This is a genomic window from Vibrio sp. R10-SG3-ISO3 (assembly GCF_059834225.1).
This window is the reverse complement of record NZ_JCBDHE010000059.1, coordinates 55,451-72,445: the sequence shown is the minus strand read 5'-3', so window position 1 is coordinate 72,445 and position 16,995 is coordinate 55,451. Positions and strand designations below refer to the sequence as shown.

Annotated in this window: 13 protein-coding genes; 9 read left to right on the top strand and 4 right to left on the bottom strand. The window is 51.3% G+C overall.

Features of this window, described 5'->3' with window-relative positions; genetic code table 11:
* Positions 1-30: 30 nt before the first annotated feature.
* Genes mreC through tldD form a run of 7 tightly spaced genes read left to right on the top strand, consistent with a single transcriptional unit; the run spans position 31 to position 9,710 of the window.
* Entirely contained in the window at positions 31-915 is an 885-nt protein-coding gene (gene mreC / locus AC6R1A_RS17780) for a rod shape-determining protein MreC (protein ID WP_500631209.1), read from the top strand.
* Positions 905-1,393: a rod shape-determining protein MreD gene (gene mreD, locus AC6R1A_RS17775; protein WP_334555044.1), complete on the top strand. Its 489-nt coding sequence runs from the start codon at positions 905-907 to the stop codon at positions 1,391-1,393. The genes mreC and mreD overlap by 11 nt, the downstream gene beginning before the upstream one ends.
* Positions 1,394-1,412: 19 nt before the next feature.
* Entirely contained in the window at positions 1,413-1,997 is a 585-nt protein-coding gene (locus AC6R1A_RS17770; protein ID WP_500631210.1) for a Maf family protein, read from the top strand.
* 19 nt (positions 1,998-2,016) lie between these two features.
* Positions 2,017-3,486: a ribonuclease G gene (gene rng / locus AC6R1A_RS17765; protein ID WP_334555046.1), complete on the top strand. Its 1,470-nt coding sequence runs from the start codon at positions 2,017-2,019 to the stop codon at positions 3,484-3,486.
* 9 nt (positions 3,487-3,495) lie between these two features.
* On the top strand, positions 3,496-7,383 hold the full coding sequence (locus AC6R1A_RS17760; protein WP_500633862.1) for a YhdP family protein: 3,888 nt from the start codon (positions 3,496-3,498) through the stop codon (positions 7,381-7,383).
* Positions 7,384-7,394: 11 nt separating this feature from the next.
* Positions 7,395-8,219, top strand: coding sequence for a carbon-nitrogen hydrolase family protein (locus AC6R1A_RS17755; RefSeq protein WP_500638726.1), 825 nt, complete (start codon positions 7,395-7,397; stop codon positions 8,217-8,219).
* Positions 8,220-8,264: 45 nt separating this feature from the next.
* Positions 8,265-9,710: a metalloprotease TldD gene (gene tldD, locus AC6R1A_RS17750; protein ID WP_500631213.1), complete on the top strand. Its 1,446-nt coding sequence runs from the start codon at positions 8,265-8,267 to the stop codon at positions 9,708-9,710.
* A 100-nt stretch (positions 9,711-9,810) separates the two neighbouring features.
* Here the strand turns inward: tldD and arcA are convergent, their stop codons facing one another.
* The gene (gene arcA, locus AC6R1A_RS17745) at positions 9,811-11,031 is read right to left on the bottom strand and encodes an arginine deiminase (RefSeq protein ID WP_487901770.1); all 1,221 of its coding nucleotides are present in this window, start codon (positions 11,029-11,031) and stop codon (positions 9,811-9,813) included.
* A gap of 554 nt (positions 11,032-11,585) precedes the next feature.
* On the opposite strand from arcA, the gene rraB reads away from it, so the two are divergent.
* A complete protein-coding gene (rraB, locus tag AC6R1A_RS17740) occupies positions 11,586-12,002 on the top strand; it encodes a ribonuclease E inhibitor RraB (RefSeq protein ID WP_334555051.1) in 417 nt (138 codons plus the stop codon).
* Between the two features lie 125 nt (positions 12,003-12,127).
* Positions 12,128-12,934 (top strand): glycosyl hydrolase 2 galactose-binding domain-containing protein, encoded by an 807-nt coding sequence (locus tag AC6R1A_RS17735; RefSeq protein ID WP_500631215.1) that lies wholly within the window; start codon positions 12,128-12,130, stop codon positions 12,932-12,934.
* Positions 12,935-12,994: 60 nt separating this feature from the next.
* Here the strand turns inward: AC6R1A_RS17735 and AC6R1A_RS17730 are convergent, their stop codons facing one another.
* The 3 genes from AC6R1A_RS17730 to AC6R1A_RS17720 all read right to left on the bottom strand — a co-directional run bounded on the left by AC6R1A_RS17730 (position 12,995) and on the right by AC6R1A_RS17720 (position 16,709).
* Positions 12,995-13,387, bottom strand: coding sequence for a DUF2061 domain-containing protein (locus AC6R1A_RS17730; RefSeq protein WP_334555053.1), 393 nt, complete (start codon positions 13,385-13,387; stop codon positions 12,995-12,997).
* A 230-nt stretch (positions 13,388-13,617) separates the two neighbouring features.
* Positions 13,618-14,055, bottom strand: a complete 438-nt coding sequence (locus tag AC6R1A_RS17725; RefSeq protein WP_334555054.1) for a universal stress protein — start codon at positions 14,053-14,055, stop codon at positions 13,618-13,620.
* A 74-nt stretch (positions 14,056-14,129) separates the two neighbouring features.
* Complete coding sequence (locus tag AC6R1A_RS17720; RefSeq protein WP_500633957.1) at positions 14,130-16,709, bottom strand: TRAP transporter permease; 2,580 nt, start codon at positions 16,707-16,709, stop codon at positions 14,130-14,132.
* Positions 16,710-16,995 lie beyond the last annotated feature (286 nt).

Sequence of the window (16,995 nt, the reverse complement as noted above, 5' to 3'; positions counted from 1 at the left end):
CGTTATGCCTAAATTAGGAACTCAGAGTTAATGAAGCCGATATTTGGCCGAGGACCTTCACTTCAATTACGCTTGTTTTTTGCCGTCATTTTATCAGCCAGCCTTATGCTGGCTGATAGTCGTTTAGGTGCGTTTACACAATTTCGTTACCTTCTCAATAGTATGGTCGCTCCGATTCAGTACTTAGCCGATATTCCTCGTGTGATGTTTGACGGCGTTTACGAGCGGTTCAACACACGTCATGACGTCGTGGAAAGCAACCGAATGCTTAAACGTGAAGTGCTCAATTTAAAAAATGATCTGCTGCTTTTGGATCAGTATCGCGAAGAAAACCAGAGATTACGTAAGTTGCTCGGCTCTTCATTTATTCGTGATGAACGCAAGGCAGTCGCGGAAGTGATGGCCGTGGATACCTCACCGTATCGTCATCAAGTGGTGATCGATAAAGGGCATATCGATGGGGTGTATGTTGGGCAGCCGGTCGCCAACGAAAAAGGCATTGTCGGTCAGGTGACTTATGTCTCTGCGCACAACAGCCGAGTGTTGCTGCTTGTGGATAGCCAAAGTGCGATTCCTGTGCAAGTGATCCGCAATGATATTCGTGTCATTGCCTCGGGCGATGGGCAGATTGACGGCATTAACCTCGATCATATCCCGATCAGTATGGATATTCGAGAAGGGGATCTCTTAGTGACGTCCGGTTTAGGCGGTGTTTATCCGGAAGGTTACCCCGTTGCTCATGTGGCGAGTGTCGATCGAGATACGTCGCGCGAATTTGCTCAAATTGAAGCAGAGCCTGTGGTTGATTTTGAACGACTTAGATATCTACTGTTGATTTGGCCAAACGACTCAAGGCAGGAAAAAATACAAGCGGTGACCCCACCAGACGGTGAGGAGGCCAGCAATGAGCAATAGCCTTCTTAAAGGTAAGTTGGTGGTCGGTGTCTCCTTTTTGATCGCTCTCACTCTGCAAACCATTCCTTGGCCGGGTGTGCTGGAACTGCTGCGTCCTTCTTGGTTGCTTCTTGTCACCTGCTACTGGGTGTTGGCGTTGCCACATCGCGTCAACGTCGGTACGGCGTTGGTGGTGGGCTTATTGTGGGATCTATTGCTTGGCTCGACGCTCGGTATTCGCGGCATGATGATGTCGATCATCATCTATGTGGTGGCGCTCAACTTCCTAGTCATTCGTAATATGGCGTTGTGGCAGCAGGCGATTTTGGTTGGCGTGATGTCGATGGGACTGGATGTCTTGATATTCTGTGGTGAATACCTAGTGCAGGATGTCACGTTTAATCCAATGTCGCTGTGGAGCGGTGCGATCAACTGCATCTTGTGGCCTTGGATGTTCCTATTGATGCGCAAAGTTCGCCGTCATTGGCATGTCCGTTAGCAAGGGGCTGGAAGGTGAAATGAACACAGCTAAACGCAAGTTAGTTAAGCGCACATTAGTGTTAGCCTCAGGCTCACCACGCAGAAAAGAGCTACTGACCCATCTCGGGGTAGAGTTTGAGGTGCTGGTGACCGATGTGGAAGAAGCCCAACGGTCAGAGGAACAAGCGCAGGACTATGTTACTCGCTTGTCTAAAGATAAAGCTTTGGCGGGGCTTGCGCTGCGTGAAGACGCCGTCGTGTTAGGCAGCGACACTATTGTGGTGTGTGATGGGCAAGTGCTGGAAAAGCCAGAAAACCTTGCCCATTGCAAGCAGATGTTATCCATGTTGTCAGGACGAGCCCATCAAGTGATGACCGCAGTCACGCTAGTGAGCCGCGAGCGAAGTGAAAGTGTTGTCGTGACAACAAACGTATGGTTTAAGCCATTGTCAGAGCAAGAAATAGAACAATATTGGCACACCGGCGAACCGTGCGATAAAGCGGGCAGTTATGGTATTCAGGGTATTGGCGGACGTTTTGTCACTCGTATTGAAGGCAGTTATCACGCTGTCGTAGGACTTCCATTATTCGAAACTGACCAGCTCTTAAAAGAATTCTTATAACTAGATTTGAGGTGCGCCCATGAGTGCAGAGTTGCTGATCAATGTCACCCCAAGTGAGATTCGTGTCGCGATGATTGAAGGCGGCAGTCTTCAAGAAATCCACGTAGAACGTGAATCAAAACGAGGGATTGTTGGAAACATCTATAAAGGCAAAGTGAGCCGTGTGCTACCAGGCATGCAGGCGGCTTTTGTCGATATCGGCTTGGAAAAAGCCGCGTTTCTTCACGCGTCAGATATTGTTCCTCACACAGAATGTGTGGCGGAAAATGAGAAACAGCAGTTTCAGGTGCGCGATATCTCTGAGCTTGTCCGTCAAGGGCAAGATATTGTGGTGCAAGTGGTCAAAGACCCGCTGGGCACCAAAGGGGCACGTCTCACCACCGATATTACTTTGCCATCCCGGTACCTTGTCTTTATGCCGGGGGCGAGCCACGTGGGCGTCTCTCAGCGCATTGAGACGGAGTCAGAGCGTGAGCGTTTAAAGAAAGTGGTCGCTCACTACTGTGATGAGAACGGCGGCTTTATTATTCGCACCGCCGCAGAAGGCGCGGACGAAAAAGAACTGTCGCAAGACGCCGCGTTCCTCAAGCGTTTGTGGTCCAAAGTGATGGAGCGTCGCAGCAAATATAAGACGCGCTCTACGTTGTATGGAGAGCTTGGTCTCTCGCAGCGCATTTTGCGTGACTTTGTCGGCACAGAGATCACTAAGATCATGGTCGATTCACGCCTTGAGTACGAAAACCTCAAAGAGTTCACTTCCGAGTACGTGCCTGAGCTAACCGATAAGCTTGAGCTGTATGAAGGTGATAAGCCGATCTTTGATATGTATGACACGGAAAATGAGATCCAGCGATCGTTAGAGAGAAAAGTTGAACTCAAATCCGGTGGCTATCTGATTATTGATCAGACCGAAGCGATGACAACGGTCGACATAAACACTGGCGCGTTTGTGGGGCGTCGCAATCTCGAAGAGACGATCTTTAACACCAATATTGAAGCGACGCAGGCGATCGCAAGGCAGCTACGTCTGCGCAATCTTGGTGGCATCATCATTATCGACTTCATCGACATGAGCCAAGATGAACACCGAAAACGCGTGCTCACTTCCCTAGAAGCGGCGCTCAATAAAGATCGCGTAAAAACCAACATCAATGGCTTTACCCAGCTAGGCTTAGTAGAGATGACGCGTAAACGTACGCGTGAAAGTATTGAACACATTCTGTGCTCGACGTGCCCAACCTGCGAAGGCCGTGGCAGCGTCAAAACTGTGGAAACGGTGTGCTATGAGATCTTGCGTGAGATCACTCGAGTGAATCGTGCATACGACGCCGACAAGTTCGTTGTGTATGCCTCACCTGCGGTGGCCGAGACCCTGCAAGGCGAGGAGTCGCATGCGCTGGCAGAGCTCGAAGTGTTTATTGGCAAGCAAGTGAAAATCCAGGCCGAGCCGCTGTACATTCAAGAGCAGTTCGATGTCGTGATGATGTAAAGGCAATTTGTGAGCACAACGGCAACTCGCGTTGCGAGATTCTTTCTTTGGTTAGTCGTGTCAACCTTGGCCCTATTGGCCATTGTTGTCACGGCGCTGCGCATCACCTTGCCGCAGCTCGATCACTTTCAAGTTGAGATCCAGCAATGGGTCAACCAAGGCACGGCGCTCGACTTTGAAATTGAAGGCATTCATGGTTTTTGGCGCAACACGCATCCCTCACTCTCATTGCAAGGCGTCAAAGCACAAGTGGCAGAAAACAGCGGGATTGACGTGGTTGCCGATCGGGTAGAGATAGAAATCGACCTGATTCAATCGCTGCTGCAATGGCAGCCTGTGGTGGCTGATCTTAATGTTTATCAGTTGGCGCTCGATGTACGTTCGATTGAGTGGACGCAGACAGAATCGAAACCAGAACTCAATCCGGGGCGTGAGCAGCGCAGCGTCATCGCCCAGCTCGATCAGCTACTGCTTAGGCAGCTAGACAGCTTTTCGCTGACCGACTCCAAAATTCTCTTTCTCGGAATTGATGGTAATGAGCGTGTGCTCGACATCAGCCATTTGCAGTGGCGCAACCAAGGTCGCCGTCATTTGGCCGATGGAGAAGTGAGCTTTGTTCACGGCAACCTCAACTCTGCGCAGGTCAAAGCGGATTTTATCGATCATGGCTCACTGGTTGATGTGAGCGGCGAGTTTTATGTTTCCGCCGATAATGTGCGCATTACCCCTTGGTTGACCAAATACCTGAAAAACGAAACCGGGATTGAAAAAGGACAAGTGAGCTTTAATAGCTGGCTAACGCTCGAACAGAGCAAGCCCGTGAATGCCTTTGTTGAGTTGCTGTCGTCAGAGCTTATCTGGCAAGAGGGTCAGCAGCACGAGTTGTTGCTCGAATCTGGCATTGTGCAGCTTGAGCCGAAAGAGCAAGGCTGGCAAGTGAATGCTCACTCACTTCAGTTTTTAACCGACAATACCCCTTGGCCAGAACTCGATATCGCCTTTGCTTGGCAACCGCAGCATTGGCAACTCAATGTCTCGCAGCTGGATATCCAAGCGCTGACGCCTTTGATTAAGTTGGCGCCAGACTCCGCCGCCACCACCGACATGATCGAGACGCTGGCTGTGGGCGGCTTAGTGGAAGACTTACGTGTGTCCGCATATGAAGATTGGCAGAGCCTGACCTACTCGGCCGATCTTAGCGAAGGCAAAATGGCGCAATGGGAACTCTTGCCGGGGCTGCACTACTTGACGGCGTCGGTGAGTGGCGATCTTCATCAAGCGCGCGCGCAAGTGAGTATTTTTGACGATGTCTTACCTTACGGTGAGGTGTTTCAAGCGCCGCTGAACATCAAACAAGGCCATGCGGATGTCGTTTGGCAGCGCGATGAGCAAGGTTGGTCTTTGTGGGCAGACAAGGTCACCGCGGCGACGCCCGATTTGCAAGTCTTAGGCGCCTTTCGTCTCGACTTTCCCAACGGAAAAAGTCCCTTTCTTTCGTTTTACAGTGAAGCGGATCTATACAACGCAGGCGAGACTTGGCGCTATTTACCGACGTTAGCCCTTGGGCGCAACTTGACCGACTATCTGTCGACCGCGATTCAAGCAGGGCGGGTCAATACGGCCAAGCTGCTTTGGTATGGCGAGTTGGGCAATTTTCCCTACCACCAGAATAACGGTATGTTTCAAGCCTGGGTGGGGTTAAAAGAGGCCAAGTTCAGTTTTGACACCGCTTGGCCACCCATCACCGATTTGCAGTTGGATTTGCTGTTCCAAAACGATGCGATGTATCTCGATTCTGAAAGTGCAACCTTGATGGATGTCGAGGCGAAACGCATCACAGGGCGTATTCCTGCTTTGGCACCCAATGGCCATATTGAGATTGAAGCGCACGCGGTTGCCCAAGGCAACGCGGTTCGTGACTACATGACCGCTTCGCCATTGGTTGATTCTGTCGGCGCGGCGCTGACCGCCGTGCAAGTGGATGGTGAAGTCGACTCACAATTCCAGTTGATGATCCCATTTCACGGCGGCGCAGAGGCGCGTGCTTGGGGGTATGCGGATCTCAAACAGAGCCACGTTACGATCAATACGCCGCCAATGACGCTCGAAGCGGTCAGTGGCCGGATAGAATTTGATAATGACGTGGTGCAAGCTGCGGGGCTTTCTGCGGAGCTATTGGATCAGCCCGTGTGGATTGATTTTCACGGCGAGAATGTCGCCAAAGGCTACGGGGTTGGTATTGATATGGTTGGCGACTGGGATGTCAAACCTCTGGTGCCGTACCTTGGTGAACGTTGGTTAACCCCATTATCTGGCCATGCGCAGTGGCGCAGTGACATCGATATTCAGCTTAATGACGTTGGCTTTACTTATCAGGTTGAAACCGAAGCAGATCTCAAATACCTCGTCAGTGACTACCCTTATCCACTCAATAAAGCGAGTAAAGTGGAGGGCAAAGCCCTGCTGCAAGCCTCTGGCAATCAGCAGAGCATCAGTGCCCGATTGCAATTGCCGCAAGTCAAATATCAGGCTGAGATTGATATCACGGACGATGTGCCGCAGTTGCAAGCGACCAATCTCGTGGTCGGGCGCGGTAGCTACAAGCTCACGCCGTTCACTGGGCATGATGCGTCAATTCGGATTGATAAATTTAGCCTAGACCAATGGTTAGACGTCGCGTTTAAGCCAAGCGAGTCTACTTCTGAAGGCGTCATCAGTCAGATGAGGATGCCACAGAGCCCCGCGCTACAACGGGCAGAGCTCAAGGTCAAAGAGCTCGAACTGGCAGGGATCAAATGGAATGACGTCGACTTCTCCGCCAAGCGCAAGAATCTCGGTTGGCACATGACCATCGACAGCCAAGAAGCACTCGGTGAGGCGAACTATATTGAGCCCTACGACCTCTCCGTCGCCTTTGAACGCTTGCACATCTACGTGCCAGGGTTAGAGGAGTCCTTGAGCCAAACGCCGGAGCCTCTGCTCGAGCCGCTCACCCAACCGCTAGAGAAGGCGCCGCTCATCACCGATTTTGAGCGCGCGTTGCATCGCCAATTGCCTAATATTACTCTAGCGATTGACGACTTTTGGGTGCAAGGCTACAAAGTGGGTCGTGCGCATTTGGATCTTCAGCGCCGTGACAACAAGTTAGAGTGGAAGAAGCTGTCGTTCCAAAGCGGAGACAACCAGGTCGATGTGAGTGGCTGGTGGGCGTTGGACGGCGATCAAAGCCACACACAAATGACGCTGGCGGTCTCGGGCGAAAACAACAGTGATGTCATGGAGCGATTTGGTATCTCCTCGGGCATCCAACGAGCGCCGTTTGATATTCGCTCTGAGGTGGAGTGGGATGGTTCTCCGTGGGCCACACAAGTGAGCACCATGGAGGGGGAGGTCAATGTGAAGCTGGGCAAAGGAATGATCTCCGATGTCAGTGGCGCGGCGCGTCTGCTTGGCCTCTTTAGTTTGGATTCGATCATCCGCAAAATGCAGCTCGACTTTACCGATGTGTTCGACAAAGGGATGGCGTTCAACTCCATTACTGGCTCTGGTCAGATTAAAAATGGCGTCTTCCTGACCAACGATATTCGGATGGATGCGGTGTCGGGCGAAATGACCATCAAAGGGTTAGCCAACCTTAACACGCGCACGGTGGATGCCGAGGTGAATTTCACCCCAGACATCACGTCAGGCATTCCCGTCTTAACTGCGTTTGCGGTGACGCCGCAGACGGCGCTGTATGTCCTCGCCATCACCACGGTGATTTCACCGGTGGTCGAAGTGTTCACTCAGGTCAATTATGAAGTGAAAGGGCCGATGGATTCACCGGTTGTCAAAGAGCTGTCTCGCAGTAAAGGGGAATTCAAATTACCAGAGCGCTTACGCGACGCGGTTAAATAAGGAGAAGACTCATGGAACGAGTTGCACTGATTCAGATGACCTCAGGCCCGAATCCGCAAGACAACTTGGCCCACATCGCCAAGCAGGTTGAAGCGGTAGCGAAAGCGGGGGCGCAGCTTGTGGTTACCCCGGAAAACGCACTGGTGTTTGGTCAGCGAGCGGATTATCACAAGCATGCTGAACCTTTAGGTGATGGCCCGCTACAATCGGCGCTTGCCGCCATGGCGCAGCAGTGGGGCGTGTGGTTAGTCATCGGCAGTATGCCGATCCGCACGGCCAATGGCGTGACCACGACCTCTGTGGTGTTCGACCGCACCGGACGCCTTGTCGGCCACTACGATAAACTGCATATGTTCGATGTCGATGTTGCCGATGGTCACGGACGTTACCGCGAATCCGAAACCTTCACGCCCGGCGAGGAGATCGTCACACTCGACACGCCCTTTGGCCACCTTGGCTTATCCATCTGTTATGATGTGCGTTTTCCCCAGTTGTATAATGAGCTTGTCAGACGCGGCGCGACGCTGATTTTAGTCCCAGCGGCGTTTACTGCCGTGACAGGGCAAGCGCACTGGGAAGCGCTATTGAGAGCCAGAGCGATTGAAACCCAATCTTGGGTACTGGCGGTCAATCAGACGGGCACACATGACGGCGGCCGAGAAACCTGGGGCCATTCTATGGTCATCTCCCCTTGGGGCGAAGTGGTGGCGACGCTGGCGCGTGAGGTCGATAACCTTGTCGTCGAGATTGACATAAAACAGGTCGCAAGCTGTCGAAGCACAATGCCCGTTGGGCAACATTCACGATTCGACAATCAATTCATTCCGGTTCGATAAGCGATGCCTGTCGACTCGTCAAACCATTAACGTTAAGAGCGAAGTATGACCATTAACCTTGTAGAAGATGCCTTGTTGAAACCAGCTGGGCTGAGCGAAAGTGACGTCGCACAGACGCTAGCGAGCATCGCGACTCGTCAAATTGACTACGCCGATATCTACTTCCAATCCAGTTGGCATGAGTCACTGGTTTTGGAAGACAGCATCATCAAAGATGGCTCATTTAACATCGATTGCGGTGTGGGTGTGCGAGCGGTCTCAGGCGAGAAAACCGGTTTTGCTTACTCCGACCAAATTCAGCTTGAGGGCTTGAAACAGAGCGCGGTCGCAGCGCGCGGTATCGCCAAGCAAGGGCAAAATGCTCAGGTACAAGCGTTCAAGCGCATTGACAACCAACACATCTATGCGGCGGTCAATCCGTTAGACAGTTGGGAGAAAGAGCAAAAGACGACGCTACTCAAACAGATCGATGCCTACATTCGTACCAAAGAGCCACTGATCAAAGAAGTGTCGGTGAGCCTGAGCGGTGTCCATGAGCAGATGCTTGTTGCGGCAACAGACGGCACCTACGCTGGTGATGTTCGTCCGTTGGTGCGCCTGTCAATCAGTGTACTCGCGCAGCGCGGCGAGCGCCGTGAACGTGGCAGTGCAGGCGGCGGTGGCCGATTTGGTTACGATTTCTTCTTAAGTGACAGCGATGGCGTGCAAGTGGCGTATCAATACGCAGATGAAGCGATTCGCATGGCGTTGGTCAACCTAGAGGCGGATGCCGCGCCTGCGGGTATGATGCCGGTGGTGCTGGGCTCGGGTTGGCCAGGAGTGCTGCTTCATGAAGCGGTCGGTCATGGCTTGGAAGGCGATTTCAACCGCAAAGAGTCATCGGTCTTTAGTGGCAAAGTGGGCGACAAAGTCACCTCGGATCTTTGTACTATTGTTGACGATGGCACGCTGAAAGATCTGCGTGGGTCACTCAACGTGGATGACGAAGGCGTGCATGGTCAATACAACACCTTAATCGAAAACGGCGTATTGAAAGGTTACATGCAAGATAAGCTCAACGCACGTTTGATGGGGGTAGCGCCGACCGGTAATGGTCGCCGTGAGTCTTATGCTCATCTACCTATGCCGCGCATGACCAATACTTACATGCTACCGGGTCAGCACACGCCTGAAGAGATTATCTCAACGGTGAAAAAAGGCCTTTACGCACCAAACTTCGGCGGTGGTCAGGTGGACATTACCTCGGGTAAATTTGTGTTCTCCGCATCGGAAGCGTACTTGATTGAAGACGGCAAGATCACGCGCCCAGTCAAAGGGGCGACGTTGATTGGCTCCGGCATTGAAGCGATGCAGCAAGTCTCCATGGTCGGTAACGATCTCAGTATCGACCGTGGCGTTGGCGTGTGTGGCAAAGCGGGGCAAAGTGTGCCGGTTGGCGTTGGTCAGCCGACGTTGAAGCTGGATGCGTTGACGGTTGGTGGGACGGAGTAGGATGAGTGCCTAGTTTCTAGATCCTAGTTCCTAGAGAGTGGTTGGGTGCCTAGTTTTGAGAGAAAATCTCTAAAACTAGGCACTTTTGTTTGGGGCGGATTTAAATGCCGTCACGCTCGATTGGGCAGCTCATGCAGCGCGCTCCGCCGCGGCCGCGGCCGAGTTCATTGCCGGGAATGGTTAACACTTCAATGCCCGCCTTGTCGTACTTCTCATTGGTGTAGACGTTGCGCTCGTAACCGATCACCACGCCTGGTTTCACCGTCAAGACGTTGTTGGCATCATTCCACTGCTCACGTTCGGCTTCATAGCTATCGCCGCCTGTGGTGATGATTTTCAGATAATCGAGCCCTAACGCTTGTTCAATGGCGTGAACGAAACTCGGTACTTTCTCGACCTGCATCTCGCCATCGTCTTTGGCACTTAAACGCCACGTCTCCAGATCTTTGCGCATGATCTCTGGATAGACAGAGAAGGTATCAACATCCATATGAGTCATGACGGTGTCGAGGTGCATACACGAACGATGTTTGGGAAGATCAATGGCGATCACTTCTTTGGCTTGGCCATGTTTAAACAAGGTCGCCGCTAGGTTCTCAACCCCTTGTGGTGTCGTGCGCTCAGACATGCCAATCAGCACCGCGCCTTTGCCGATCACCAACACATCGCCGCCCTCAATATTGGCGTTGTCGTAATGAAGATCTTCATCACCGAAGTATTTAATGAAGTCCTGCCCCGCAAACACTGGATGCCAGCGGTAAATGGCACGCAGGTGGTTGGTTTCACGCTGACGGGCTGGCTTCATCATAGGGTTGAGTGAGACGCCGCCGTAAACCCAGCATGAGGTATCACGCGTAAAGAGGTGGTTGGGCAGGGGCTCAATGACGAAATCCAAAGGTCGATGCATGCTAGGCATCATAGAAGACGAACGAATCGGCAGCTCAGAATAGGCCAAGCCACCGAGCAATACGGTCGCGAGGTGCTCGTTGTCCATGTCGTTCAAGTAGTGGCGCAAATCTCTGGCGAAGATAGGACCAAAACGTAGGTCGGAGATTTGTGTATTGAGTAACCACTCTTTGGCTGGTGGGACGGCGAGCGTTTCAACCAGCAAGTCGTGCAGGAGTAAGACTTCCACACCTTGATCGCGAAGTGTCTGAGCGAATTTGTCATGCTCCTCGCCTGCGGCTTCAACCGCCAAGACATCGTCAAACAGCAGATCATGGCAGTTTGATGGCGTGAGGTGAGTCAGTGCTCGCTCTGGTCGGTTTAACAGGACTCGTCTTAATTGGCCAACTTCAGAGCCTACGTACAACTTACTCATTTTGCTTCCTTACACAGAATTCCAGAGCGTATTTATGGCAAGAATGTTATCAAGATGCAAGCGCACTTTGTAACCATTAATTCTGCAAATGTAATTATGTTCTATATATATGTCTTTAATGCTCGTTGTTTGCGGCTTTTATGTCTAATGAGTGAATTTGGAGAAATTCACATGATTGTGACTGACTATGCGTTTTCGGTGCTAGAGCGCAGCGGGAAGTTTGTTAGATTATACTGAATGGATATGCATCATTTAGTCAGTTTTTATGACTAAATATGAGGTTTAGGTTCGTTTTACTTGTCTCGGCGCTATTCAGATCCACCTCATAAACACGCATTGTGAATGATCTGACGTGATCGTCGCCCTCGACACAAAACACCAAAACAGCAAAATGATAAAAAAGTGTTAATAAGTTCGATGATCTGGCGTGAAAGCGCAGCAAACAGAGAAAGTACGGGATCAAAGTCGATTCTAGGTGGTATTATTAGCACAGCCGTGTCATAGTCCGGTGCGTTATTTTTTGATCAATGTTGTTACTATCTGGAGCACACTTTATGTCTCATGAAGATGAATATCTATCAGTTGAAGAGTTAATTGAAATTCAAAAAGAAGAGACTCGCGACATCATTCAAGCGTTACTCGAAGACGGCAGTGATCCAGATTCTTTATATGAGATTGAACACCACCTGTTTGCTGAAGATTTCGACACCCTAGAGAAAGCGGTAGTGGAAGCATTCAAAATGGGCTTTGAAGTATTAGAAGCGGAAGAGACCGAAGACGAAGACGGCAACAAACTGTTGTGCTGCGACGCCACCATGGAATCAGCACTAAACGCAGAAGCCATTGATGCGCAAGTAGAGAAGTTGGTTCACCTCGCTGAAAAATACGACATCATCTACGATGGATGGGGCACCTACTACGAAGGCGAAGACGCCTTGTACCCAGATGATGAAGAGGATGACGACGAGTAATTGAGAGTCGTCTCACGTTCACAGCGCTCAGCCTGTTTTCAATGCCAGTCTCAAGACTGGCATTGTTGTTTTTACGCTTTATAATCACTGACATTGATCTGGCTCAATAAATCATCGGCGTACCCATGCAGTTATCTCTTGCCGGCTTATGGCAACTTTCTCCTCTCACGGATCTCTCTATTCCTCAAGACGATCTTATGTTCCCGAATCCACTCAGCGCCGTGTTGCCAGACGACATGAGCGAGGAACAGATTGCTGAGCAAGAGTGGCATTTGATGCACGATATTGAGGTCGATGAGGCCATGCTAGCCTTCCCTGCGGTGGATTTGGTGATGTCGGGCATCGATTACCATGCTGAAGTCAGACTCAATGGTGTCGCGCTGTTTGATTGCGATGGGAGCCAAAGTGAGGTTCGAAAAGAGATCCGTCCCTATTTGCAAGCGGGACGAAATCGATTTGAGATACTGTTTTTAGAAGAAGATGAGCCGTTGATTGAAGAGGCCGAAGGCGAGGTTTGTCCGCTAGGGAGCGATAATCAACGTTTATCGGATCCGAGAATGGGCATTTGGCATGCGCCGTATTTGCAGTTTATTCGTCACGTACGTTTAGAACACGTGGCGACCGAGCAGATATGGCATCATGGCGGCGGCTGCGAATTGCTGGTCTCGCTGCATTATCACACCTACAACGCGGGGCTCGTCTCAGCGTCGGTGAAATTTAATGGCATGACCTATCACTTGCCGTTGGATGTGCGCGCGCAGTCGGTCAGTGCGCTGTTTCAAGTCGAAGCGCCTGTTTACTATGATGTGAACGATCCCAATCCAGCGCACCTATACGCATTGGAAGTGGGGCTCGATGGCCAGAAGCAACACTTTGAATTGGGGCTAAGTGAGTCATTGTGCGTGACGCATTTTCCAGTGCGCGGGGCGTAGGGGCTTCGTAACTCGAATTTGTTTCGATAGCAATAAGGGCCGCTGAGCGGCCCTTGTTCGTTATGCGTGTGCACCGTGGTGGCATTGCCAATTCGCGTCTTGGCGCTGCCACACTTTTTCGTGGAAGTAGTAGGCCACCGTGTTGATACTTGGCTCAATGGCCGCCATGATGCCGCCAATCAACCAGCTACCCGTCATCAAATACGCGACCGTAAACGCGACGCTAAAGTGCACGCTGGCGAAGCTAGTGGTTTTAATCCCAGTCGATTTGGCTAATTTACGAAGCGCTGGGTGTGTCTGCCAAGCCTTTTCATGGAAGTAGAAGGCGACGGTGTTAACCATAGGTTCAATCATCGCGATTAGACTGCCAATTAAAATATCACCGGTCAGTAGGTAGGCGACGCTAAACGCAATGGTAAAGTGCAAGGCTGCGAATGTCAGTGTCTTTTTCATGGTGAAGTCCAATGCTCTGTTGTGTCGATAGAGATATTATTGATAATTATTTTCATTAAAGAAAATTGGACAATTCGATAAATTCAATAGGTAAAAACTATTGAACAAGCCGTAGTGACTCAGGGCTGGGAGTTGAACAGGGAAAGAAGAAAGAATAAAGGGAAAGAAAAAGGGCGCTCTGTTGAGGGCCCTATTGATAAAAGGAGACGTTTCGCAACGCGGCGCGCCGGTTACGCGTTTGGCTTAACGACCATAACGTTAATCGGAGAGTTCTGTACGACTTTACTTGCCACAGAGCCTAGCACCACCTTATCAATTTTTGAACGCTTGTGGCTTGGCATGATGATGAGATCCGCCCCCAGCTTTTCAGCGTAGTCCAAAATGGTGCTGTAGGGTTTACCTTCTGCCACATGGGCTTTGTACACCACGTCTTCATCAATGTGTTGTGCCGCGAACTGCTTGAGCTGCGTTTCGACATCTTGCTTCATTTTCTTCGCCGCATCTTTGGGGAAGTAAGTGGCGACCATCGACATGTGAATGCCCGGAAGCACGTTCAGCAGGTGAATTTCTGCGTTCGAGTGTTTCGCATGCCAGACTGCCAGTTCGACGGCTCGGTCACAGAAGCCTTTGTCATTGAGGTCAACGGGAACAAGAATTTGTTTGTACATGTTTAGTTCTCTGATTGATACCCGCTAAAGTCCGCGCTCGTTAGAGAGCGCGGCTTTGCTTGGTATGAGTGTTATTAGGCGCCAAGCTGTTCCTTACGAGCTCGTTTTTTCTGGTTGAGACCCATGGCGATCAAAATAAGCAGAGCAGGGACAAATACCCACTCCTTCATTGGACGATCGGCATCCTGGACTACCCATTGGATCTCCCAATCGAAGTCAATGCCCGCCGATTCCGCTGGGCTGCCAAACTCGACCATATCAACAATCATTTTGCCTGCGTCTTCGGTTAGCATCAGACCCATAGAGGCAAGGCGATCGTCCGCTGATTTCGCGTCATCTTCGAAAGGCAAGCGTACCGTCTTCTCAACGATATTCCCTTCCAGAGTTTCCCCTGAGACTCGTAATTCGAGCGATTCTCCCACTTTTAGTGTTTCAGTAATTTGAGCCACCTCAACACCCGGTGAAAGAACTTTCGCTGGGTACAACATATCCCACCAGAAACCAGGGCGGAAGAAGGAGAAGGTCAGCACCAGTAGCAGTACCGTTTCCCACCATTTGTTCTTGGTGAACCACCAACCTTGTGTCGCGGCGGAGAATATCAACATCGCAATAATGGAGGAGATGATGGTTAAGGCGAGATGCCACCAGGTATCAATCCCCATCAACAGCAGTTGCGTGTTGAAGATGAACATAAACGGCAATATCGCGGTTCGAATATCGTAGGTAAAGCCTTGAATACCAGTACGGATAGGATCCGATTTGGCAATGGCTGCCGCTGCGAACGCCGCCAAACCGACCGGTGGCGTATCGTCGGCTAAGATGCCGAAGTAGAACACAAACAAGTGCACTGCGATGAGTGGGATGATCAAGCCGTGCTGCGCGCCCAAGGTAACGATAACGGGAGCCATCAGGGTAGAGACCACAATGTAGTTTGCCGTCGTCGGAAGACCCATGCCCAAGATCAAACTGATCAAGGCAGTAAACAGTAGCATCAAGATGATGTTACCGCCGGAGATGAACTCGACAAAGTCTGTCATGACGAGGCCAATACCGGTTAAGGTGACCACACCGACGACCGTACCCGCTGCCGCCGTGGCGACGCCGATACCAATCATGTTGCGCGCACCAGAGACGAGACTCTCAGCCAAATCGACGAAGCCTTCTTTTGCCGGCTGAAGCAGATTGCTCTGTTTCGCCATCAACGCCATTAATGGACGTTGGGTGATCAAGATAAAGATCATAAACACGGTCGCCCAGAACGCGGACAGACCTGGAGAGAAGCGCTCCACCGTCAAACACCACACTAGGACCACAATGGGTAGCAGGTAATGCAGGCCAGATTTCACCGTTGGGCCGGGATCGGGCACTTCGGTCAGTTCAGCATCAATCTCGATGGCGCCTTCGTGCGCGTACTTGGCGGAGATCTTAACCAAAGCCACGTAGGCGACCAGTAGGGCGACAGTGACAATCGGCGTCGCCGCAGCACCAAAGACATCTTTGGTCCAACCCACGCCGTAGTATACCAAGGCACTAATGATACATAGACCCAAAATGGTACCGGTAAACGACAGCAGGCTTTGAACTAAGGTCGGATTGTGACGACGAGGTAGGCCTGTCATGCCCGCTTTACACGCTTCTAAGTGAACGATGTAAATCAGCGCAATGTAGGAGATCAGCGCCGGTAGCAGCGCTGCTTTGATCACTTCGACATAAGAGATCCCGACGTACTCCACCATCAAGAATGCCGCCGCACCCATAATTGGTGGCGTCAACTGACCATTGGTCGAGGCAGCCACTTCCACGGCCCCCGCTTTGGTGCCAGGGAAGCCAACACGTTTCATCAGTGGGATGGTAAAGGTTCCTGTGGTCACTACGTTGGCAATCGAAGAGCCCGATACTAAGCCTGATAGGCCAGAAGCGACAACGGCGGCTTTTGCTGGGCCACCACGCATGTGACCAAGTAGCGAGAAGGCCACTTTAATAAAGTAAGCGCCTGCCCCAGCGCGCTCAAGCATGGCCCCAAAGAGGACGAAAAGGAAAACAAACGAGGTCGAGACGCCCAGTGCCACACCAAATACGCCTTCGGTGGTGAGCCAAAGGTGGGACATGGCTTTATTGAGGCTCGCCCCTTTGTGAGCGATAACGTCTGGCATGTAAGGACCGCCGAAGGTATAGAGTAAAAATACCGCGGCTACCGCCATCAATGGTGGCCCAAGTGCTCGGCGTGTCGCTTCAAGGAGCAAAATCATCCCAGTGACCGCAACCACAATATCTAAGGTGGTCGGAGCGCCAGAGCGACCCGCGAGCTCGGTGTAGAACAAGTAGATGTAGGCAGCAGAAAAGCTACCTGCCAGCGCCAATAACCAGTCCACCACGGGAATGGTATCGCGCGGAGAGTTTTTCATGGCCGGATAGGCAGTAAAGGCAAGAAAAACCGCAAACATGAGGTGAATGGAACGAGCTTCGGTGTCGTTCAGTACGCCAAAATTGAAAATAAACGGCAAAGGTGAGGCATACCAAAGTTGGAAGAGTGACCAACAAAGCGGCACAAACCATAAGATACGTCCGGCGATGCCACTAGGGGCACGCGCGCCAGTATCGGCTTGGGCAACCATTTCTTGCACATCAGGAGACGGAGTGGTTGTCTTCGACATGGTCTTTATCCTTGTTATAAATGATTCATTCGGTCACGACGTCAGTCGCAGTCAGAATCTTTATTGGCCTCTTTCAGTGTAGCGAAAAGAAGCCATATTGCTTTATTCCTGCCCACGCGCCGCCCAGCGTATTGGCATTGTGTGGGGAAGAGTGACCTTGATTGCATCGTCGACGTGCCATGCGCGGCGAGGTCTGCATTCTCAGTACCGTTGGGTTATTACTATAAAACGAAGAAGGGTTTCAAAAATGTGAAACCCTAAAAGAGACATTGGGAGCGGCCCTTAT